This is a genomic window from Pseudomonas sp. MF08831 (assembly GCF_059862645.1).
The window spans coordinates 471,838-493,462 of sequence record NZ_JCBCUX010000004.1 but is presented as its reverse complement, the minus strand read 5'-3'; the positions used below and the strand labels follow the sequence as shown (position 1 = coordinate 493,462).

At 56.5% G+C, this 21,625-nt stretch carries 17 protein-coding genes; 9 read left to right on the top strand and 8 right to left on the bottom strand.

What is annotated here, in order from left to right:
* Positions 1–432 precede the first annotated feature (432 nt).
* From codB to AC19YS_RS11345, 8 genes are all read left to right on the top strand, one after another.
* Positions 433–1,695, top strand: coding sequence for a cytosine permease (codB, locus tag AC19YS_RS11380; protein ID WP_010565159.1), 1,263 nt, complete (start codon positions 433–435; stop codon positions 1,693–1,695).
* On the top strand, positions 1,695–2,912 hold the full coding sequence (locus tag AC19YS_RS11375) for a PucR family transcriptional regulator (RefSeq protein WP_010565160.1): 1,218 nt from the start codon (positions 1,695–1,697) through the stop codon (positions 2,910–2,912). Before codB ends, AC19YS_RS11375 begins: the two co-directional genes overlap by 1 nt.
* A 2-nt stretch (positions 2,913–2,914) precedes the next feature.
* A complete protein-coding gene (gene codA / locus AC19YS_RS11370) occupies positions 2,915–4,159 on the top strand; it encodes a cytosine deaminase (RefSeq protein ID WP_010565161.1) in 1,245 nt (414 codons plus the stop codon).
* A gap of 324 nt (positions 4,160–4,483) precedes the next feature.
* Positions 4,484–5,707: a beta-ketoacyl synthase N-terminal-like domain-containing protein gene (locus AC19YS_RS11365; protein WP_373419541.1), complete on the top strand. Its 1,224-nt coding sequence runs from the start codon at positions 4,484–4,486 to the stop codon at positions 5,705–5,707.
* A gap of 161 nt (positions 5,708–5,868) precedes the next feature.
* On the top strand, positions 5,869–7,203 hold the full coding sequence (locus AC19YS_RS11360) for an MFS transporter (RefSeq protein WP_010565163.1): 1,335 nt from the start codon (positions 5,869–5,871) through the stop codon (positions 7,201–7,203).
* A gap of 100 nt (positions 7,204–7,303) precedes the next feature.
* A complete protein-coding gene (locus tag AC19YS_RS11355) occupies positions 7,304–9,394 on the top strand; it encodes a hydantoinase/oxoprolinase family protein (protein ID WP_010565164.1) in 2,091 nt (696 codons plus the stop codon).
* Positions 9,395–9,411: 17 nt separating this feature from the next.
* Complete coding sequence (locus AC19YS_RS11350; protein WP_010565165.1) at positions 9,412–11,181, top strand: hydantoinase B/oxoprolinase family protein; 1,770 nt, start codon at positions 9,412–9,414, stop codon at positions 11,179–11,181.
* Between the two features lie 158 nt (positions 11,182–11,339).
* Positions 11,340–12,845, top strand: a complete 1,506-nt coding sequence (locus tag AC19YS_RS11345) for an NCS1 family transporter (protein WP_081480365.1) — start codon at positions 11,340–11,342, stop codon at positions 12,843–12,845.
* A gap of 9 nt (positions 12,846–12,854) precedes the next feature.
* Here AC19YS_RS11345 and AC19YS_RS11340 read toward each other — a convergent pair whose 3' ends face one another.
* Positions 12,855–13,754, bottom strand: a complete 900-nt coding sequence (locus tag AC19YS_RS11340) for a LysR family transcriptional regulator (RefSeq protein ID WP_010565167.1) — start codon at positions 13,752–13,754, stop codon at positions 12,855–12,857.
* 120 nt (positions 13,755–13,874) lie between these two features.
* Between AC19YS_RS11340 and AC19YS_RS11335 the strand changes: the two genes are divergently transcribed.
* Positions 13,875–14,564 (top strand): isochorismatase family protein, encoded by a 690-nt coding sequence (locus AC19YS_RS11335; RefSeq protein WP_010565168.1) that lies wholly within the window; start codon positions 13,875–13,877, stop codon positions 14,562–14,564.
* 427 nt (positions 14,565–14,991) lie between these two features.
* Here AC19YS_RS11335 and AC19YS_RS11330 read toward each other — a convergent pair whose 3' ends face one another.
* The 7 genes from AC19YS_RS11330 to AC19YS_RS11300 all read right to left on the bottom strand — a co-directional run bounded on the left by AC19YS_RS11330 (position 14,992) and on the right by AC19YS_RS11300 (position 21,592).
* A complete protein-coding gene (locus AC19YS_RS11330; protein WP_230633867.1) occupies positions 14,992–15,906 on the bottom strand; it encodes a polysaccharide deacetylase family protein in 915 nt (304 codons plus the stop codon).
* 39 nt (positions 15,907–15,945) lie between these two features.
* Positions 15,946–16,872, bottom strand: coding sequence for an ABC transporter permease (locus tag AC19YS_RS11325; RefSeq protein WP_010565170.1), 927 nt, complete (start codon positions 16,870–16,872; stop codon positions 15,946–15,948).
* Positions 16,862–17,971 carry an ABC transporter permease gene (locus tag AC19YS_RS11320; protein ID WP_010565171.1) on the bottom strand — a complete coding sequence of 370 codons (1,110 nt, stop codon included), beginning with the start codon at positions 17,969–17,971 and terminating at the stop codon, positions 16,862–16,864. Before AC19YS_RS11320 ends, AC19YS_RS11325 begins: the two co-directional genes overlap by 11 nt.
* Positions 17,968–18,297, bottom strand: a complete 330-nt coding sequence (locus AC19YS_RS11315) for an ABC transporter-like protein (protein ID WP_010565172.1) — start codon at positions 18,295–18,297, stop codon at positions 17,968–17,970. Before AC19YS_RS11315 ends, AC19YS_RS11320 begins: the two co-directional genes overlap by 4 nt.
* A 12-nt stretch (positions 18,298–18,309) precedes the next feature.
* Complete coding sequence (locus AC19YS_RS11310; RefSeq protein WP_010565173.1) at positions 18,310–19,524, bottom strand: ABC transporter ATP-binding protein; 1,215 nt, start codon at positions 19,522–19,524, stop codon at positions 18,310–18,312.
* Complete coding sequence (locus tag AC19YS_RS11305; RefSeq protein WP_081480366.1) at positions 19,493–20,491, bottom strand: BMP family protein; 999 nt, start codon at positions 20,489–20,491, stop codon at positions 19,493–19,495. The genes AC19YS_RS11310 and AC19YS_RS11305 overlap by 32 nt, the downstream gene beginning before the upstream one ends.
* Before the next feature lie 495 nt (positions 20,492–20,986).
* Positions 20,987–21,592 carry a cupin domain-containing protein gene (locus tag AC19YS_RS11300; RefSeq protein WP_010565175.1) on the bottom strand — a complete coding sequence of 202 codons (606 nt, stop codon included), beginning with the start codon at positions 21,590–21,592 and terminating at the stop codon, positions 20,987–20,989.
* Positions 21,593–21,625: the final 33 nt, after the last annotated feature.

Sequence of the window (21,625 nt, the reverse complement as noted above, 5' to 3'; positions counted from 1 at the left end):
GTACAATATCACCAAAGAGACGGAGAGACATCAATCTCGATTTGATGCATCGCTATAAACGGGTTCGCCCAAACGAGCTAAATCGTTGCCTTGCTACAAGCTCAGTCAGAGAAAAGACTTAGTGTTGGGTCGGTGAACTGTCGACAGCCATATTGACGGACTTGAGGGCCCCTGCAAGATTCTCAGCTATATGCTGAGCAAGGTATTTGCTACGCCGGGCTTCGTACCTAAACAGTGCGTTCGCGCTACATAAAAGGGCGTCGTGCATACGCAGCCAAATTAATTGCCTATAAAAATGTGATAGATGCACATTACCTTGTATTCGCTTCGCACGCTTAATTCTTAATTTTCTAGCGTTTGAGAACAGGCCCAGTATTTGCTCCAGCCCTTGCAGGCCTGTCCATCAACGCTTTCGATCTGGAGAAAAAAGACATGAGTGCATCTGGCGATTTTCCGTTAAGCGAAGCCCCGCAATCTGCGCGCAAGGGGCTTCTTTCCATTTCCATGGTTCTGTTCAGTTTCACGTTCTTTACCGGCACAATGTTCGCCGGTGGGAAGCTGGGCATGGCATTTTCGTTCACCGACATGTTATGGATTGCAACCATCGGCAATAGCCTATTGGCACTCTATGCTGCGGCCCTGGCTTTCATTGCTTCGCGTAGTGGCCTTAACACCGTCCTGATGGGACGGTTTTGTTTCGGCGAGGCGGGTAGCAGGCTGTCCGACTTTCTGCTGGGCTTTGCTGAGTTGGGCTGGTACGCCTGGGGCACCGCGACGGCGGCTATTGTTCTGGTAAAAATGCTTGGCTTGTCCGAAGGACTGACGATTCCGTTGATGATCCTGTTCGGCTTTGGTTTCAGCATCACGGCTATCGTGGGCTACAAAGGCCTGGATGTCCTGTCGCGTGTTTCTGTACCGCTGATGTTTATTTTGCTGATCGTTTCCATGTACATCGCCACCCGCGATATTGGAGGCTTTAAGGGGCTGGCGGCTGTCATTCCCCATGAGACCATGACCTTTTCGGCGGCGGTGACGATGGTGTTTGGCACCTTCGCCAGCGGTGCTACTCAGGCGACCAACTGGACCCGGTTGTCGCGTACCGGTCGCGTGGCAATCATCGCCAGTGTCGTGAGCTTTCTGATAGGTAACGGCTTGATGGTGGTCGCCGGAGCTTGGTGTGCAATCGTCTATCAGCAGGCCGATATCGTTGAGGTAATGATCCTTCAAGGCTTGTCCTTCGCAGCAGTCATCATGCTCTGCCTCAACCTCTGGACCATTCAAGGTCCGACCATCTACAACGTCGCCGCTGCGTCTTGCCATCTGCTGCGCAGCGAGCGACGACGCACCATGACGGTTGCTGCCGCGGGTGTCGGTGTGCTGTTGGCCATCGGCGGTATGTACGAAATGCTGATCCCGTTTCTGGTGCTGCTGGGCTCGATCATTCCTCCTGTGGGCGGTGTAATCATGGCTGATTTCTGGTATCGCCACCGTGGTAAATACCCGCTGTTAGCGAATGCCAGCTTGCCTCGCTACAACCTCATGGGCCTGGGCGCCTACGCCGTGGGGGCCCTGGTCGCATACTGCTCGCCCTGGGTCGCTCCGCTGGTGGGTATCGCTGTATCAGCCGTCTGTTATATAGGATTGCTGCAGTTCAGCGGTCGTCGTGTCGCGGTGAGCGCCGCACAGGGGGAGTAGTGAGTTTGACCGTTGAGGAAGTCCTCAAACTGACCGGCCTCGAGGAGCTGAGCGTGCGTGCTGGTGCGGGTCAGCTGCATCGCAGTGTCCGCTGGCCCTATGTGGCTGAGAACGAAGGGATCGCCGAGTGGGTGATGGGGGGCGAGCTGGTGTTTATTACTGGTGTCAATCACACCAGGAACGAGGCTAATCTCCTGAGAGTAGTCGAAGACGGTGTGGATATGGGGATTGCTGGTCTGGTGGTTCTCACCGGGGGAACGTTCATTCAAAGCATCCCCCCAGCGGTTATCGAGCGGGCCGAGGTACTTGGCCTGCCTCTGATTGAGCAGCCCTATCTTCTAAAGATGGTCTTCGTCAGCCACACGATCGGCACGGCGCTGGTGCAGACCGCTCAGGCGCGGCGTTCACGTCATGACATCCTCAGCCAACTGCTGACCGGCGACTACCCGAGCCTGGCTATCGCGCGCCAGCGTGCCGAGCACGTGCAGCTTCCTCTTGAAGGGCCACGTCATCTCGTGGCCTTGCGGCTGTCGTCGGTCAGAGGTCTGTTCGAAAACCATCCCCCGGCCCAGGCTGAGCAATTGTTGCAGCAGACGCAACAGGCACTGCAAGACTACCTGGAAGCCTGGAACCGCCGTTTACCTGAAGCATTGCCGGTAATCCTACAAGGTGATTTGTTCATCGTGCTACTGGCGAACCGTGCACAGCTGCGTGACGATCTTTTGTATCTGCACCGCGAACTCAGCAGTTTGATTGGAACCATGACGGTTTTCATGGGGCTGGCAAACCGGGTCGAGGATTGTGGCCAATACCGTCAGGCCTTAAGCGAGGCGCGTCAAGCGCTAGACGTTGCGGAAAACCTGCGACCGGCCAGCGGCCTCTGCGACTTCAGCGAGCTGGGAGTACTGCGGCTGTTGCAGGGCATAAGCGACCGTACGGTGATTGATCACTTCGTGAAGCAGACCCTCGGCGCCTTGATCGAGCCTACCCGCAAGCACCCGTTCACTCTGATTGAGACCCTGGATGCGTTGCTGCAGGAAAACGGCAATGCCCTCAAGGCCGCCTCCCGGCTGGCGATCCATCGCAACACCATCACCCAACGTATTCAACGCATCGAACAACACAGCGGGCTGTCGCTGGATGACCCTCTATTTCGCATGAATGCCTCGGTCGCGCTGCTGGTATGGCGCATGACCGACGTCAATAGCAAGGAGTAAGTATGAATATCATAAACGCGCGACTGCGCGGTAAAAACGGCCTTTTTCGAATCGAGCTCGATGAGGCGCATATTGCGGCCATTATCCCTCAGACTGATGTGCTTCAAACCATTGACGCAACCGACCTGGATGCCGGACAGAATCTGGTTACCGCACCGTTTGTCGAGCCACACATCCACCTGGACGCCGCGCTCACCGCCGGCGAGCCGAAATGGAATATGAGCGGTACGCTGTTCGAAGGAATTGAACGTTGGGCCGAGCGCAAGGCGCTAGTGACCCATGAGGACACTAAAGTACGTGCGCGCAAGACCATCGACATGTTGGTCGATAACGGTATCCAGCATGTGCGTACCCATGTCGATATCACCGACCCAAGCCTTGCCGCGCTCAAATCCATGCTGGAGGTGCGTGAGGAAACCCGGCACCTCATCGACCTGCAAATCGTTGCGTTCCCTCAAGAGGGTATCGAATCGTTCAAGAATGGCCGTGCTTTGATGACCGAAGCCGTGGCCATGGGTGCTGACGTAGTGGGCGGTATTCCGCATTTTGAAAATACCCGTGAGCAGGGCGAATCCTCGGTGAAGTTTCTGATGGACCTGGCGGAGCGGACGGGGTGCCTGGTAGATGTGCACTGCGATGAGACCGACGATCCACAGTCGCGCTTTCTGGAAGTGCTGGCCGAGGAGGCGAGGGTGCGCGACATGGGTGAGCGGGTAACCGCCAGCCATACGGTGGCGATGGGCTCCTATGACAATGCGTACTGCTACAAGCTGTTTCGATTGCTCAAGCGTTCGCGCATAAATTTTATTTCCTGCCCGACCGAGAGCATCCATTTGCAAGGTCGTTTCGACGGTTATCCCAAGCGTCGCGGCCTGACTCGGGTTGCGGAGATCGACCGGGCTGGCATGAACATCTGCTTCGGTCAGGACTCAATCGTCGATCCATGGTATCCGCTGGGGAATGGCAACATTCTGCGCATTCTGGAAGCGGGTCTGCACATCTGCCATATGCTCGGCTACGAGGACCTGAAGCGTTCTCTGGATCTGATCACCGATAACAGCGCCAAGACGCTGCACCTGGGTGATCGCTACGGGCTTGAGATCGGCCGACCGGCCAATGTATTGATCCTGTCCGCGCCAGACGACTACGAAATGATCCGCAGCCAGGGGCAAGTGCTGATGTCGATCCGCAACGGAAAGGTTCTGATGCAGCGAAGCCCTGCGCGCGTAGAGCGATTCACAGGTTAAGCCACTTTCGCCAGCGAATCATGCTGGCCTTCCCTGGTAACCGCTTGACTTGCTCAGGGAAGGCCGGTGCATTCGACATCGCTTCGGTGCGCTGGTCACCTCTCGCCAGCTTCCTAGACTGCATTGTTGTCTCGGTCTCTTCGACGGCCGGGAACGTCCGTGCCCCCATTTTAATTGATGCGTTTTTCGGCAATAAACCAAGTTGATATACGAATTATCAGAATGAAAAATCACCATTAGACTCGACCACATCGCCGCATTGTTCACGTTGCGAAAAGAGAAAGGAGTTACGTGTTGCATACTCAAAAATCATCCAGGGACACCATAGGCCTACGGCGCGTTGTAGTGACCGGGATGGGCATTGTCTCCTGCCTGGGCAATGACCAGGTGGAGGTTGTGCGGGCATTGCGTGAAGGGCGCTCGGGGATCGGCTTCAATCCGACCTACGCCGAAGCAGGACTGCGTAGCCATGTCAGCGGGCTGCTGAACGTGGATTTGCTGCAGATTGACCGCCGCCAGCGGCGCTTCATGGGCGATGCCGCTGCCTATGCCTATCTGGCGATGCGCGATGCGATTGCGGACGCCGGGCTTGAGCCAGAGCAGGTGTCCAATCCCAGAACGGGCTGCGTGATGGGATCCGGCGGCGGCTCCAGCGAAGATATTGTCCAGGCCAACCAGTTGCTGGAACAGGGCATTCGCAAGGTCGGTCCCTATCGAGTGCCGCGCACCATGACAAGCACTGTCTCGGCTTGTATCGCCAGTTTCTTTGCCATCAAGGGCCTCAACTATTCCATCGCTTCTGCGTGCGCGACCAGTGCTCACTGCATCGGTCACGCCTTTGAGCAGATCCAGTTCGGTAAACAGGATGTCGTATTCGCTGGCGGCGCCGAAGCCGAGCATGTCAGCCAGAGCTGTATGTTCGATGCCATGGGGGCTTTCTCGACTAGCTACAACCGTGTGCCCACCCAGGCGAGTCGGCCATACGATGTTGCACGCGATGGCTTCGTGATAAGCGGTGGGGGTGGCGTGCTGGTTCTTGAAGAACTGGGGCACGCCCTTGAGCGTGGTGCGAAGATCTACGCAGAGGTAATCGGTTATGGCACCGCCTCCGACGGCCAGGACATGGTGTCACCCAGTGGCGACGGAGCACTGCGTTCCATGCAGGCGGCATTGAGCTCCTGTGATGAAACTGTGGATTACCTCAACACCCATGGCACCAGCACCCAGGCGGGCGATTTGGTCGAGTTGCGCGCTGCCTTGCTGGCGTTCGACGGCAACTTGCCTGCGTTCAGTTCTACCAAATCGTTGACCGGTCATGCACTAGGCGCGGCCGGCGTTCATGAAGCGATCTATTCGCTGTTGATGATGCAACACGGGTTTCTCGCCGCGTCCCACAACATTGAGCAACTTGATCCTGAAGTCGAACCGTTGCCAATCATTCGCACTACGCGCCTGAACCAGTCGGTGGATTGCGTGATGAGTAACAGCTTCGGTTTTGGTGGCGCAAACGCCAGCCTTATTTTCAGCAAGCGCGCGTTCCAAGCGTGATCTGAGGAAGCGATTGGAGTGACATCGCAGCGACTTGGTCGGTAAGAGTCGTGTCGTTGCGGGCGGCAACCAAGGTCCGCCAGAGACCAACAGCCCCGCTGTTCTTTTTTTTAGTTAGCTTCTGCCCATCGCTTGTTCCGACAACTGACAGTGAGGTGGATATGACAACTAATTCGCACACGCCCCAGCAACCAGTGGAGTTGAAAAAAGTAGTTTGGGCGGCTTCAATCGGCAACTTTGTCGAATGGTTTGATTTCGCGATCTACGGCTTTCTTGCGACCACGATTGCGCAAATTTTCTTCCCCAGCGGCGACACGACGACGGCGCTGCTCAACACTTTTGCGGTGTTCGCCGTGGCGTTCGCCTTTCGCCCGCTGGGCGGTTTGGTCTTTGGCATGTTGGGGGATCGGCTGGGGCGCCGTCGGGTGTTATCGATGACCATCCTGCTTATGGCAGGTGCAACTACCCTGATCGGTCTTTTGCCGACTTATGCAAGCATTGGCTTGATGGCTCCGGTGCTGTTAACGCTGATTCGCTGTGTACAGGGGTTCTCCGCCGGAGGTGAATACGCCGGCGCGTGTATCTACTTGATCGAGCACGCTCCATCCCACAAACGTGCCCGATACGGCAGTGCCGCACTGGTTTCAACGTTTGCGTCCTTTGCTGCCGCCGCCATCGTTACCTACCTGCTCAACACCTTTCTGAGCGCCGAAGAAATGGCCAGCTACGGTTGGCGTCTACCGTTTCTGATTGCCGCCCCCCTTGGTCTGGTGGGTTTGTATCTGCGCTGGCAGCTGGATGAAACCCCGGCATTCAAGGCCATCGCAGCCACCGAACGCGGTGTCCATGCGCCGCTCAGAGAAACCTTGCGCGACCAGGCCGGCGCGATGTGCTGCCTGGGTGCATTCATCTCGTTGACGGCCTTGTCCTTCTATATCTGCACAACCTACTTTGTAACTTATCTGCAGCTTCAGGGGGGCTTACCCCGGCCTACGGCTTTGTTGATCTCGGTACTCACGCTGGTATTCGCCGCAGGGCTCTGTCCGCTGGCGGGAGCTTACTCGGACTACGTTGGCCGGCGTCGCACCATGTTGACCGCCGCTTTATGGCTACTGGTGACGATATATCCAGCATTTCTGCTGGCCGGTTCAGGGACGTTTGTTGCGAGCCTGATGGGTGCGTGTCTACTCGCGGTCGGCGCGGTGCTTTGCGGTGTCGTCACAGCGGTGCTGTTGTCCGAAGTCTTTCCGACCCACACCCGCTACACGGCCTCTGCCATCACTTACAACATGGCTTACACCGTGTTTGGCGGCACCGCGCCGTTCATGGCCACCTGGTTGATCGAGCAGACCGGTAACTCCATGGCACCGGCTTTCTATCTCGCCGCGATTGCGATCTTTGCCCTCGCCGGAGGTCTTTCCCTGCCGGAAACTTGCGGGCGCGCACTGGATGGGCGCGAGCTCGAATCACAGCCCCGCTTAAAGCCCTTGGCCTGACCGTACAATCATTGAAACGCTTGCAACATAAAAACTAACTGGCGAACTTGCCCCGGACGCCCGGTTTGAGGCATTCGCGATAATGCAGGAGCATCATGACATGGCACGCATTGGCGTAGATGTTGGCGGCACCAATACAGACCTGATTCTGGAAACCACCGAGCTGGATTCCATTGGCCGCAAGATTTTTTCCCATAAAGTTCCTACCACGGTCGAGGACCAGTCCCTGGCAGTCATGCGCGGGATCATGGAGTTATGTGCCAAGGCGAAAATCGGCTTCGACGAAATCAAACAAATTGTCCACGGCACCACTGTCGCAACCAATATTTCCATTGAGCACAACGGCGCTAATGTTGGGATGCTGACCACCAAGGGATTTCGCGACATCCTGCACATTGGCCGCCACAAGCGCCCGTTTAACTTTTCCCTGCATTTCGACGTTCCGTGGCAGAGCGCGCCGCTGGTCCGTCGGCGCAACCGCATCGCGATCAACGAGCGCGTCCTGCCGCCCCATGGCGAAATTCAGACGCCGCTGGACGATGAGGAGGTCCGTAACGCCGCGCTGACGCTCAAGGCTCGCGGCGTCGAGGCGGTGATCATCGGCTTCATGTATTCGTTTCTCGAGCGCAGCCACGAGCTTCGAGCCAAAGCCATTGTTCAGGCGGTAATGCCGCAAGCGTTCGTCTGCTGCTCCAGCGAAGTGGTCGATGTCATGCGCGAATATGAGCGTTTCTCCACTACGGCCATGAATGCCTACGTCGGACCGCGCACCTCAAGCTATCTGACCCATTTATCCACCCAGCTACGAGACAACGGTATTCATGCGGACCTGCGCATCATGCAGTCCAACGGCGGCGTGGCCACCGTGGAAAGCTGCTGCGATCGGCCTGTGAACATTTTGATGTCCGGCCCGGCAGGCGGTGTGATGGGCGGGCATTACTTCGCGGGTCTGGATGGCGAACGGAACATCATTACAGTGGACATCGGTGGAACCTCTGCCGATATTTCGACGCTGGTCGACGGACAGATCAAAATCATGAACCCACGGGACTCTTACGTCTCCGGGCATCCGGTGCTGGTGCCTATGATCGATCTGATCACTATCGGAGCAGGGGGCGGTTCGGTGGCGTTCATTGACGCGGCGGGAGGCTTCCAGGTCGGCCCGCGCTCGGCTGGCTCCAACCCTGGCCCTGCGTGCTACAACCGTGGCGGTGTGGAACCGACGGTAACGGACGCCAACATTGTGCTCGGGCGGCTCGACCCCGATCAGATGCTTGGCGGCGATCTGCAAGTGGACCCGCAACTGTCCTATAAAGCTATCGAAGAGAAAATTGCCAAACCACTGGGCATGGATGTCCATCAAGCCGCGCTGGGCATTCTCAAGATCGTCAATAACAACATGGCCTTGGCGATACGCTCCAATTCCGTCGCCAAAGGGATCGATCCCCGGGATTTCGTACTGATGCCGTTTGGCGGCGCAGGCCCCGTACACGGTCCGGCGCTGGCGGATGAGGTTAACGCTAAGTCGGTGTTGATTCCCCCTGCACCGGGCATCACTGCCGCGGCCGGGCTGTTGACCACCGACCTGCAATACGAAGCGCTGCGGTCGCTGCTGTGCAACCTCAACGATATCAGCGAGCTGAACATGGCGCGCATTGAACAGGCATTGCAGGGGCTGGAGACGGACATCCGCAAACAGCTGGAAAATGATGGTGTGAGCGCAGCTGATATGCAGCTGACCCGCATCGCCGAATGCCGCTATGACGGGCAGGGGTTCGAGTTGCGCTCGCGGATACCCGCTGGGGCAGTTGACCGTGCGGCCATTGCCGAGGTCATGGCGCAGTTCCATCGCGAGCACCAAAAGGACTACGGCTATTGTTTCGACGATGCCACGGTCGAAGTGGTCAGCTTGCGGGTCATCGGTCATTCACAGTCGCAAAAACTGGCCTGGTCGGCGCTGCCGGAAGCTCAGGACAGCGATACCGGTGACGCTTTCCTGTACGAACGAACCACCATTTTCGATGACGGCCAGAGCTTGTCAACGCCGCGATATGACCGCAACAAGTTGCAAGCAGGACAATACATCGAGGGCCCGGCAATGCTCATGCAACACGATTCGACCTCATTGGTGCCGCCAGGCTGGGTCGCGAAAGTGAGCGCACATGGCAACTTGATCATTTCCCGTTCGTAATCTTTGAGGTCCGCGCCATGAGCCAGCAAAAAGTAGATCCGATTACCCTGCAAGTCATCAACGGTGCCTTAAAAACCATCGCCGAAGAAATGGGCCACGTGCTGTACCGCATGTCGTTCTCATCGATCATTCGCGAGTCCCAAGACATGGGCGCAGGTCTGTTCGACACCCGATATCAGACCATCTGTGAGTCCGAATCGACGCCCATGCACATCGGTTCCATCCCGGCGTATCTGCGCGGAATTGAAGCGACCCTGCAAGGCGGCGCTTGGCATGAGGGCGATGTGGTGGTGCATAACCACCCGTACCACGGTTCGAGCCACAGCCCGGATCTGGCCATTATCATTCCGATCTTTCATGAAGGGGAGTTGGTCGGCTTCTCCGGTAACACCGCGCATCACATTGACATTGGTGCGGCGACACCGGGCTTGATCATCGATGTGGGTGATGTGTACGCCGAAGGCATGCTCATGGCAGGTCTGAAGCTGTACGAGAAGGGTGTGCGCAATGAGGCGCTGGTGCAGATGTTCAAGTACAACAGCCGCGCGTCCACGCAGTTGATCCGCGACATCGAAGCCCAAGTGGCCTCTGCGCATTTGGGGGTCAAGCGATTCAAGGAGTTGCTGCAGCGTTACGGTAAGGACTTCACTTTCGATGCGATCAATCAACTGATTGACTACTCGGAAACCATCATGCGCCAGAAGATTCAGGAAATTCCTGACGGCGAATACCGCGCCGAAGGCTTTCTCGACGACGACGGTCGCCATAGAGATCAGCGCTTACCGGTGGTGGTGACGGTGAAGGTGCAGGGCGATTCGGTAATCGTGGACCTGACCGGTTCCGCGGCGCAAACCTTGACTGCGTACAACGTACCCTTCGAGGGCTCGTGCAAGGTCGCGGCATTTGCTGCGTTTCGCAAGATCCTGCTGGATGCCTACACCACGCAAAGCCCGGTACCGTCCAACGAAGGCTCGTTCCGACCGATCAGCGTGCTGGCGCCGTTAGGGACTATTTTCAACCCGATTTTCCCGGCAGCGGCCGAGGCGCGTTTCACCCAGTGCAACCGCATGATTGACCTGATCATCAAGGCCCTGGCGCCGGTACTGCCAGAGCGGATCATTGCCGGCAGTTCGGCGTCGATCTCTTTTGCCGCCTATTCGGGCATCAAACCCAGCGGCGACTATTGGGTGTTCCTGGAGGTCAACGAAGGCGCTTACGGCGGGCGGCCCCGGTCTGATGGTCCCGACGCCATCGACAACCTCATGGCCAATACCCGCAATAACCCGATTGAAGACCTCGGCATGCACCTGCCGATGATTTGTGACCGTTACGAGTTACGCGATGACGTCATGCCCGGCGCCGGAAAATATCGCGGTGGGATCGGCGTGGTGAAAGCGCAACGGGTGTTGACCAACGGGTTCATCACCCATGAAAGCGAACGCCATTACGACGTGCCGTGGGGTATTTTCGGCGGCTGTGAGGGCGTGGTCGGCAAGACTGAAATCTACAATGTGGCAACCCCTGACGATATCGTTTCGATGCCATCGAAGTTCTCCGGCTACGCCTCCCGGGCCGGTGATGTCATGGCGTACTACTCGCCTTGCGGCGGTGGTTACGGCAATCCGCTGGAGCGTAGCGCCGAGCAGGTGCGCGAAGATGTCCTGGATGACTTCTGCAGCCTGGACCAAGCCTATGAAGTCTATGGCGTGGTGCTGGACGAGCAGGTTCAGCTGGATCTAGCCGCCACTGATAAGCGACGAGCACAGCTGACGGCGCAGAACGGCTGACCTTCGATCGGTCCCATTGAGAAGTCCGACAGATCACCCAATGGTTTGTCGGGCTCCAGATAAAGCGTTGAATTCCCTTATTTACCCCTGCACGGCCTGGCCTCCTCAAAAAGGGCCAGCGTCGCCGTGCGCCTCGAACTTACCCAGAGGTATTGTCAATGACTCTGAACACACCCGATATCGCCAGCGATATCCCAGCAGCGGCAAGTCCTGTCTCGGTGTCTCGCCATAATTTGCTGGAGAAGACGATTTTGCCGATAAAGCGCCAGCAGCGTTCGATCGGCACACTGGGGTTCACCTGGATCTGGATTGGGATCGCTTTCATGATTGCCACGTTCCAGTTGGGCGCCACCGGCGTTTCCGGCATGTCGTTGACCCAGGTCGTGCTGATTATCCTGCTTGCCAATTTTGTCCTGGCTTTGTTGATGACCCTGACGGCCGATATTGGCACCGAGCATGGTCTTTCGTTTGCGGTTTACCTGCGCGCGCCTTTCGGTATTTATGGCACGCACATTCCGTCTCTGTTTCGTGGGGTGATTGCGGCAATCTGGTTCGGTATTCAGACGTACCTTGGAGCGCTGGCCCTCAATGGCATCATTGAATACCTGACCGGTTTTGATAACTGGCCGCTGTGGTACGTGATTTTTGCTGTGGTCCAGATCATCAATACCGCCATGGGGATCAAGGCAGTGGAGTTTTTGTCCTCGATTGCCGCGCCGGCAATCATTGCCATTTCGGTCTGGATGTACATGACGCTGGACGTACTGGCGACTACCAAAGGCGTGAATATCTGGACGTTCGTCGGCGACAAACAACTGAGCTGGACGACGCTGTTCCTGGCTAACGTAGCGTTCTGGTCGACACTGGCCATCGATATTCCCAATATCACCCGTTATCTGAAGACGCCATTGGATTCCCGACGGTTTATCAAACGCAACAAGCACGCACTGCTTGCTCAGTTACTTGCACTGCCATTGACCCAGACATGGATTGCCCTGATTGGTGCGGCATCATTTATCGCGGCAGGAGACTGGAATCCGATCAATGTGATTCAAGTGCAGAGCACGGGTATCAGTCTGGTCGTGCTTATGTTGCTGGTGGTTCTGGCGCAATGGTCGACCAATACAGCGGCCAATCTGATTCCGGCAGCGCTGACCTTCGTCAACGCTGGCGCGCCCTACGTTAAGTATCCAGTGGCGGTCGTCATCGCGGGCATCATCGGCACGCTGTCCATGCCTTGGGCGATCCTCGACAACCTCTTTGCATTCCTGTTTTCCTACGGATCCTTTCTGTCGGCTATCGGCGGAATCATGATCGCGGACTACTACCTGCTCAGACGCCGCCACCTGAATGTGCCCGAACTTTATCAAGTGCAAGGACAGTTCTATTACTGGCGTGGGTTCAATCCCGCGGGGTTGCTGGCCTGGAGTCTGGCTAGCGTGCTGGCGTTCTTCTCGGGTGACTGGGCCTTTGTGGTCGGCTTTGTGGTGGGACTGGTGGCCTATTTTGTACTGATGAAGTTCTGGGTGGCTAAACGCTATCCGCAACGTGAACTGCTGACGCCGGACAATGAGTCTTTGCTCGCCACCAGCGTGGGGATGAACTGGAGCTACGACGGCGAAAATGACAGCTTTCACCGTACACCCATCAATCGCCTGGATTAAGCTACGCCGCTAGGCGGTCAGGTCCTGCAACAACGCCCTGAACCTGGCTGCCGTGGGCGTTTCGTATGCGTCGTTCCAGGCGGCGATGGTTTGCACACAGGCATGCTCGTTTTCCAGGGGAATAATGGCTACCCCTTCGCGCTGGATCTTGTAGGCGCATTCCGAATAGATCGACACGCCCATATTAGCGGCCACCAGCCCGAAGATACCGATGCTGGTGGTCGCCTCCTGAATGATGTTCGGCGTAAAGCCAAAGCGTTGGCAGAGCTGAAATGACTGTTCCCGAAACAGGCTCCAGCCGCTGGCCGCGCCGAAGATGAAGCGCTCGTCTTTGAGTTGTTCGACCCTGATGCTGGTGTTGCCAGCCAATGGGTGTCTGGCGGGAAGAATGGCCACCATTCTCTCTTGCGACACAGGCAGGGATTTGATCCCTGGCATCGACACCGGGCCCAAAAGAAATCCTACGTCGATCAGACAATCATCGATGGCTTTGTACTGTTCGTGCGACGGCATGTAGAGCAACTCTACCGTCACGTTCGGATGGAGTTCCTTGAAGCGCTCAAGGATCGCGGGCAGGGCGCCGTTGATTGCAAAATCGTTGTAGGCAACCGTGAGGTGACCAATATCACCCGCCGCTGCGCTACGCGCCAACTCGATTCCGCGCTCTATATGGCGAAATACCTGCTGGCACTCATGGAGAAACAGGCGACCGGCCTCGGTCAGCGCAACCTGTCGGGTGGTGCGCTGGAATAACTGCGCCTCCACTTCTTCTTCCAGAGCTCTAATCAAACGACTTAACGCAGGCTGGGTAATGAACAGCACGTCCGCCGCGCGCTTGAAATGAAGGTGTTCGGCCACGGCGATAAAGGCTTTCATCTGCTTGAGGTCGAAACGGATATTGATGCTCATACTGGTATCAATAATGTCAAATAATGAATTGGATGTTATTTATACCACGGATTACCGTGAGTATCAGGTCAAGGCAATTTCTAATGCCAACCTTCATTACCTAGACTGGAGAGACTCACTATGTCGCAAGAACTGATGATCATGCTTGAACGCGCGTTCGAAGAATCTACCAAGCTCTACAAGGAGCGAGGTTTTCAGCGCCGCATCGGTTTTGGTAAGCACCCGGCGCTGATCAATGTCGATTTGGCCAATGCCTGGACTCGCCCGGGCAACCCGTTCACTTGCGATAAGATCGACGACGAAATTATTCCGGGCGTCCAGCGCCTGATGAAAAAATTTCGCGCCAAGGGCTTTCCGATCGTCCACGTGACAACGTGCTACCAGAATACCGATCGCAATGATCCGAACACCGATATGGGCCAATGGCACAACAAAATTCCAGTGGATGTGGTCAACCAGAGTGACGAAAACCTTTGGGCCATCGACTCGCGTATCGCCCCGATTGAGGGTGAGTTCGTGCTGATCAAGAAGCGCGCCAGTTCGTTCAGTGGAACGTCGCTGGCAGGCTATTTGCGTTCCGCTGGCGTCGACACAATTTTGGTCACCGGTGTCACAGCGTCTGCATGTGTTCGCACGACTTTATGTGACGGCCTGGCTGAAGGTTTTCGTACCATCGCAGTTAAAGAATGTATCGGTGACCGTGTCCCGGGCGCAGTAGCCTGGAACCTGTTCGACATCGACGCAAAATTTGCCGATGTAGAAACTGTCGACACATGCCTGGATTACTTGGCGACTGCGGGCCAGAAGTAATTACGAGAACGTGACTGGGTCCTGTTTGGTTAAACAAACAGCTGACGAAGAAGGGGCCGTGTGTCTATGCGTCACGGCCCTTTTGCCATTTGTTATTTCGGCCATGGTGCGTCTATCCCTTCACCTATGTGCCAGGGCATCCTAGCCGGACTGTAATTGGGGTGGTGCTGCGCAGTACCGACTCGTTAAATCGCTCGATGCAATAACCCCTTCCATGCAGAGCCCAGTAGGGCCAGTGCTGACGTGCGCTACTGCGAATTCAAACATCTGGCATTTGAGTCGATGCCATTTCTATGCAGATAAGTTAACGACCCGTCGCCGAAACTCACATGGGCGAATACGCAATAATTATCCAAATTAGTATTTAGAGGAACTGGTTCTAGTAGTGAGGCGGTCGCCCGTTGGCGACCGCCATTCAGCGTTTTGGCTAATATTTGTCGAACTTGACGGGACCATCGTACGGCGGCATACGCTCCACCCGCAGATTTGTCGAGCCTTGGTCATGTACTTGACTTACATGCGCGGCGATTTCTTCCAGCGTGGCGAACCACACTCCGCCTTTGGCCTGCATGTATTCAATGAAGCGCACCGTCTCATGCCAGCGGGCGAGGCGGCCGCTTACGAAAGGATGCCAGACTGCAACCAGAAGCCCGCCGTATTCCCACATGGCATCGAACTCAGCCTTGTAAACGGAGATAGCCTCCTGGGGTGAACGGATCGGCATGCTGTAGTCGATGTCACTCATGTGTACGTAAGGCGGCCAATCATCCATGGCCCAATGGGTCGGCAACTCGACCAGTTGCCCAGTTTTGCCTTGCAGGATGTATGGGGTATCGTCGCCCATCAACGACGCGTCGTACTTGAAGCCTTCGACAATCAACAGGTCTGTGGTCGCGGGGGAGAAGTTGTACAGCGGGGCGCGGAAACCTCGGGGTTTCTGGCCGGTGTGGCGTTCGATGATGTCGATGGATTTACGCAACCAGAACAGCTCTTCCTCTTCGCTGATTTCGTTGACGTGCTCATGGATGTAGCCATGGTGCCCGATCTCATGACCGTCCTTGACCATCGCCTCGACCGCAGCCGGATATTGCTCGATGCACCAGGCCGGGACGAAGAATGTCTGTTTCAGACCCAGGTCCCGGTAAGACTGCAGGATACGCGGTACGCCGACTTTCGGTCCGTATTGCAGCGTTGAAATGGTGCTGACCCGCTTGTGGCTGTCTGCGGGACGATGCAAGTGCAGGAAGCTGTCGGCGTCCATGTCGAAGGTGATCGCCACGGCGCAGCGCGCACCGTCCGGCCACGCAATAGGGCTCTTGATCATGCTTGCAGGTTTGCTCATGTCGGTACCTGTTGAAAAGCTGAAAGTCGAGGCTAGGTGTTATTTGCCACCGCGCTTGAAGAATTCACCTACAGAGGCCGGAGGCCTGATTTTTCCAGCGAAGATCACCAGTGCGGCAATGGATGCGACGTAAGGCAGCACCACGAACAGCTGATAGGGCACATCCGGATGACCAAATTGCAAACGCAGTTGCAGTGCATCGGCCAGGCCGAACAACAGACAGGCAGCTAGTGCGCCCACTGGATTCCATTTACCTAGAATCAATGCGGCCAAGGCAATGAAGCCTTTGCCCGCGCTCATGTGCTCGGTGAACATGAACACTTGTGACAGCACCAGATAGCAGCCGCCCAGTCCGGCGATCACGCAAGAGCCGACAATGCTTAAGAAACGAATCCGGAACACGTTCAGCCCGGCACTATCGGCAGCTCTTGGATACTCACCGGTGGCGCGCAGGTTCAGGCCCCATGAAGTGCGGAACAGAAGCCACCAGGCAAATGGCACCATGGCGTATAGCAGATAGACCAGAAGATTCTGCTTGAACAGAATATCGCCGACCACCGGGATCGACGCCAGCCCCGGAACAGGCAATGTCGTGAAGCCCGGCAACAATGCCGAAGCACCTTGTTCGCTGAACGCCATGCGTGCAAAGAATGAGGTAATGCCAATGACTAGCATATTAATGGCGATACCCGCGACCATTTGATTGATTGCCAGGCGCACGGTCATGGTTGCCAGAAGCAGTCCGATCAAACCCGCCGCAAGTACTCCACCCAGCAAACCTCCCCACACGCTGTGCATGAAAAAAGCAGCGACAGCCGCACCAAACGCGCCGCCCAAGATGCTGCCTTCCAGTGCCAGATTGAACACCCCGGCACGTTCACACCAGATGCCACCCAATGCCGCGAAAATCAACGGGACGGCGAGGCGCAGCCCGGTGGCAAGAATATCCAGATAACTAGCGTCCATCGGTCAAACCCTCCGCTGTGTTTTTCTGGCTCGGGATGCTGGCCGCTTTCGCCAACGGGTTGTTACGCTTTTGCAGGTTCAGTTTCCAGATCAACCCGGCGGCGACAAAGATCACGATCAGCCCGCGCAATGCTTCAATCGCTGTCACATCCAGGCCGATGGCGCGTTGCATGTACTGCGCACCAGTGCTCAGGCCTGCAAGGAAAAACGCCGAAAATGTCGCCAGCAAAGGATTCAGGCTGGTCATGAAGGCAACCACGATGCCGTCGTAGCCATAGCCGGGGCTGAACAGGTGATACAACCGGTATTTGACCCCGAGTACTTCTATCGCTCCCGCCAAGCCAGCGATGGCTCCATCTGCGATCATGCTGCCGATCAGGTTGCGGTTCACGGACATGCCAGCGTAGCGCGCGGCTTGCGGGCTTTTGCCTACCGCCGTCATGGAAAAGCCGATCGTGGTGTATTTGAAGACGACAAAGGTCAGCAGGCTTAACAGCGCTGCGAACAGCACGCCAATGTGGGTGTCGGTGTCCGACAGCAAAAGGGGCAGCCATAAGTCTTCGCTGATTTCTGCTGAGTAAGGGTAGGGCGCGCCTTCCTGCATCATTGGACCGCCTGCGAAATAGCTGACGATATTGATCGCAACGTAGTTCATCAGCAGCGTCACGATGACTTCATTGATGCCGCGTTTTGCCCTTAGATACCCCGGAATCGCACCCCACAGGCCACCGCCCAGCATGCCTGCCAGCAGGCACAGCAGGCACAGCAGCACATGCAGCATCGCAGGCATCTGTGGCAGATACAGCGCGACGGCTGCCGCTGCCAGGCCACCGATATAGATCTGCCCCTCGGCACCGACAATGAGCAGCCCGCAACGCATGGGAATGATCACCGCAAGCCCGGCGAGCAGCATCGGGCACATTTTGACCAGGGTATTGGCCAGGCCGTGATAGTCGAAAAAGGCTCCCTTAAACAACGCTTGATAAGCCGCCATGGGATTTTTGCCGGCCGCTAGGATGAGCAGCGAACCCAGGGCGAAGGCTGCAAGCACCGCCCAGACCATTCGCAGGCGATGCAGCCAGCGCCAGACTTCATTCATGACAAAACCTCTTGTGAAGCCGTGCTGGTCATCAGTGAACCAATCAGGTCCGCCGTGGCGTCGGCGCGATTCAGTACACCAGTCAGATGACCAGCGCACATCACGCCAATACGATCAGAAATCGCCATGACTTCTTCCAGCTCCGTCGATATGTAAAGCACCGCTTTGCCCGCTTGCCGTTGCTCGCGCACGACCCCTTGCACTGCTTCGATAGCTCCAACATCCAAGCCTTTGCATGGCTGCATGACGATCAGCAGGTCAGGGTCGCATTCGACTTCCCGGGCAAAAATCAGTTTTTGCTGGTTGCCTCCGGAGAGGAATCGCACTTGCTGGTCAACCTAATGCATGCGCACGTCGTATCGGGAGCACCAGTCTTGGGTAATCTCCCGCGCACGTTTTGATTTGAGCAGGGCGAAACGCGAAAACGGTGAGCGTCGGTGATCGCGCAGCATGGCGTTTTCCCACAGCGTGAAATCCAGGACCAGCCCGGTACTGTGGCGATCTTCGGGAACATAGCCGACCCTGAACCGTTTCCGGCGGCTGGCGACATCGTGGCCAAGCATCGACTGGCCGCGCATGCAGACTTCCCCGGACTGCGCATGGCGCATTCCGGCGATCGTATCCGCGAGCTCCGCCTGGCCGTTGCCGTCAACGCCGACGATACCCAGCACTTCCCCCGCTCGGATCTCGAAGCTGACAGCATTCAACGCCTGAATGCCGCGATCATTATTGGCTGACAAAGCCCGGACCTTGAGCACAACCGGACCCTGTACAACCTTGGGAAGCTCGACGGGCTGGGCCAGTTCGCGGCCGACCATCAGCCGGGAAATTTCCTGTGGCGTGCTCTCACTAACCTGCGCGTGTCCGACGACATTGCCCCGGCGCAGTACCGTCACCCGATCATAAACCCGAAACACCTCATCGAGCTTGTGCGTGATGAACAGCATGGTTTTGCCCATTGAGCGCAAGTTCTCCAGAATTTGCAGAAATGCGTCGATCTCGGTAGGGGCCAGAACGCTGGTGGGTTCATCCAGAATGAGCACTTCCACGTCCCGATACAGCGCCTTGAGGATTTCCACCCGCTGATGCATGCCTATCGGCAGTTGCCAGATCAGGCGGTCAGGAGCTACATCCAGGCCGACCTGAGCGCTGAGTTCGATCAGCTTGCGACGGTGATCAGCGAGTTTCAGGCGCAGGCGGCCCGGCAAGCCAAGGATGACATTCTCCAAAACGCTCAGATTATCCACGAGCATGAAATGCTGGTGGATCATGCCAATACCTTCAGACAGGGCCTGACGGGGCGAGTCGATTGACAGCTCCCGACCATCAAGGCGAATCACGCCCGTGTCCGGTTGGTAAAAGCCGTAGAGGATGTTCATCAGTGTGGTTTTACCCGCACCATTTTCACCTAACAGCGCATGGATACTGCCTTTGCTTACTCCCAGAGTGACGTCCTCCAGGGCCGTGAAGTCCCCGAATCGCTTGCCGATTCCCTCCAGTTGTAAATAGCTCATCAGGTTTTTACCGCCACCGCTGCGACTGCTGGCTGGCATTGCGCTGCTTGATGGTCTCGATCAATGCCGCGGCATCGGTCTTGGTCTGCTCAGATACTGCTTTGCCATAGCTACCGAGGCGGAAGGCCTTGGGCGTTTCAAAGCCGTAAACATAAGACTTACCGCCTAGTGACGAACTTTGCGCCTGAGTGAGCACCGTCAGCAGCGCCCCGCGCATATCCAGCACGGCTGATTGCAGCAGGTTATCCGGCCAGTCACTCAAAGCGTCGTAGTAAATGCCGAACCTCTGTTTGTTTTCCTGACGGACTGCTTGCAGGCTGCCAAGTACAGCGTTATCCATGGTCGGGAACACCACATCGGCTTTCTGCCCAATCAGATTCAAGGCCGCTTCTTTGCCTTTGGCCAGGTCATCCCAGTCGTTGGTCCATGCACTCAGGACCTGGCCCTGTGGTCGGGCGGCCTTGAAGCCTTGGACGAAACCGTCGTTGAGGTCGGAGTACGCTTTGATTTTTTGCGCACCGACAAAACCACCCACTCCGCTCAGTGACGTTTTGCCGCCGATATAGCCAATGACATAACCCATGTCCTTCATATCGAACGCCAGCGTCGAGACATTGCCGCCGCTTTTGGTGCCGTTTACAACCAGGAACTGGGTCTTGCTGTTGCGTTTGGCAACCCGGTCCACTGAATCCTGAAACTCGCCCCCATAACCAATCACCACGTCATAGCCGCGTCGGGCATAGTCTGCCAAGGCTTGAGTCTGGTCTGGTTGCGGGACCTTTTCGCTGTAGGCCACTTCGATCTTCAGTGCGTCGCGTGCCTGAATTACACCCTCATAACCGGACTGGTTGAAGGAACGGTCAGTGATGTTGCCGGCTAGCACAATGGCAACTTTCAACGGATCCGCAGCAACTGTCCCCGCGTAGACACACGAGAAGCAGATGGTAGTTATCGCTGCAATGCGAGCGAGCAAGGTGAAGGGAGTCGTGACTCTGGATTGGGTCATACGTTCCCCTGATTATAGTGGCTTACATTAAATTCAAGTTACTTTAATAACGTGAAAGCAATGTTCATGCCTAATTCGCAGACGCGATCTATTGCCATGTAGCACCACAAATCAAAGGTCTTTCGCCAACCTAAGTTGCGCTGGTTTGATGCGTTGGGACGGAGGTTGCACTAATAGAGGACGGGGCAGGATAAATATTCAAGGTGCTTGATTAATATTGCCAGTTATGACGTTGAAGGCACGTCGAGGGCGTTGTGGTCGGATGATTTCCATCTATGCTGACATCGCCTAGAGCACCGCAAATGCAACACCTGTATGAGCTAACGGCGTTGCGAGGCGGCGTGCTGACAATACTTTGCCAACAAGGCTGCGCTCCTGGTTTTCACAGCAGAAGATGCATTTCAGATCAGAGCGGTGCATGTTGTTGGATGTTGGGCGCCGCTGTCAGCGGCGGTGTCGACGAGGCGGACGTTGCCGTGTACCGACAGCAGTTTATTAGAACGTTGCGGGCGTGTTGATCCAAAGTATACGGACGACACTCTTGGTCGAATTGCGATAGCCATGGGGTACGTTGCTGGGGAAGTGAAAGGAATCGCCAGCATTCAGCGTGTAGGTGATCTCGCCGAGAGTCAGGTCGAGGCTGCCCTCGATCACATAACCCATCTCTTCACCCGCATGCTCGATCATGTCGCTGACCATGCCAGGAGAAACGATATGGATATCGCCTTGCAGCAGCCCGCCTTTTTGCAGATGAGTGATGCGTTCCAGATCGATATAGCCTTTCGCGGTGCCTTGTGCGAAACGACTCACTTGTCGACCGCCGGCGCGCAGCACGGGCTCTTCAGACTCCCAGTCTTCAGACGTCAGCTCCGACACGTTGCTGCCGAGCGCGAGTGCCAGGCGGTGCAGCATGGCCAGTGAAGGCGATGCTGCGTCGTTTTCCAGCTTGGAGATCAGGCTTTCGGAGCACTTGGCAGCCTGGGCAACTTGCTTGAGAGTCAGGCCTGCCACCTTGCGCGCATGGCGAAGACGAACGCTCAAGCTCGGCAGGCCATCGGAATGCTGGGATTTGGCTACTGGCGTTTTGCTGGGTGTGGACATGCATCCCTCGAAAAGTTTGTACGAAGTGAGCGA

What these genes read in the sequence shown, in the direction of transcription:
- AC19YS_RS11360 (WP_010565163.1), top strand. Translation starts at nt 5,869, where the DNA reads ATGACAACTAATTCGCACACGCCCCAGCAACCAGTGGAGTTGAAAAAA.
- AC19YS_RS11305 (WP_081480366.1), bottom strand. Translation starts at nt 20,491, where the DNA reads ATGACCCAATCCAGAGTCACGACTCCCTTCACCTTGCTCGCTCGCATT.
- AC19YS_RS11320 (WP_010565171.1), bottom strand. Translation starts at nt 17,971, where the DNA reads ATGAATGAAGTCTGGCGCTGGCTGCATCGCCTGCGAATGGTCTGGGCG.
- AC19YS_RS11345 (WP_081480365.1), top strand. Translation starts at nt 11,340, where the DNA reads ATGACTCTGAACACACCCGATATCGCCAGCGATATCCCAGCAGCGGCA.
- AC19YS_RS11335 (WP_010565168.1), top strand. Translation starts at nt 13,875, where the DNA reads ATGTCGCAAGAACTGATGATCATGCTTGAACGCGCGTTCGAAGAATCT.
- AC19YS_RS11355 (WP_010565164.1), top strand. Translation starts at nt 7,304, where the DNA reads ATGGCACGCATTGGCGTAGATGTTGGCGGCACCAATACAGACCTGATT.
- AC19YS_RS11300 (WP_010565175.1), bottom strand. Translation starts at nt 21,592, where the DNA reads ATGTCCACACCCAGCAAAACGCCAGTAGCCAAATCCCAGCATTCCGAT.
- AC19YS_RS11340 (WP_010565167.1), bottom strand. Translation starts at nt 13,754, where the DNA reads ATGAGCATCAATATCCGTTTCGACCTCAAGCAGATGAAAGCCTTTATC.
- codA (WP_010565161.1), top strand. Translation starts at nt 2,915, where the DNA reads ATGAATATCATAAACGCGCGACTGCGCGGTAAAAACGGCCTTTTTCGA.
- AC19YS_RS11350 (WP_010565165.1), top strand. Translation starts at nt 9,412, where the DNA reads ATGAGCCAGCAAAAAGTAGATCCGATTACCCTGCAAGTCATCAACGGT.
- AC19YS_RS11310 (WP_010565173.1), bottom strand. Translation starts at nt 19,524, where the DNA reads ATGCCAGCCAGCAGTCGCAGCGGTGGCGGTAAAAACCTGATGAGCTAT.
- AC19YS_RS11325 (WP_010565170.1), bottom strand. Translation starts at nt 16,872, where the DNA reads ATGGACGCTAGTTATCTGGATATTCTTGCCACCGGGCTGCGCCTCGCC.
- codB (WP_010565159.1), top strand. Translation starts at nt 433, where the DNA reads ATGAGTGCATCTGGCGATTTTCCGTTAAGCGAAGCCCCGCAATCTGCG.
- AC19YS_RS11330 (WP_230633867.1), bottom strand. Translation starts at nt 15,906, where the DNA reads ATGAGCAAACCTGCAAGCATGATCAAGAGCCCTATTGCGTGGCCGGAC.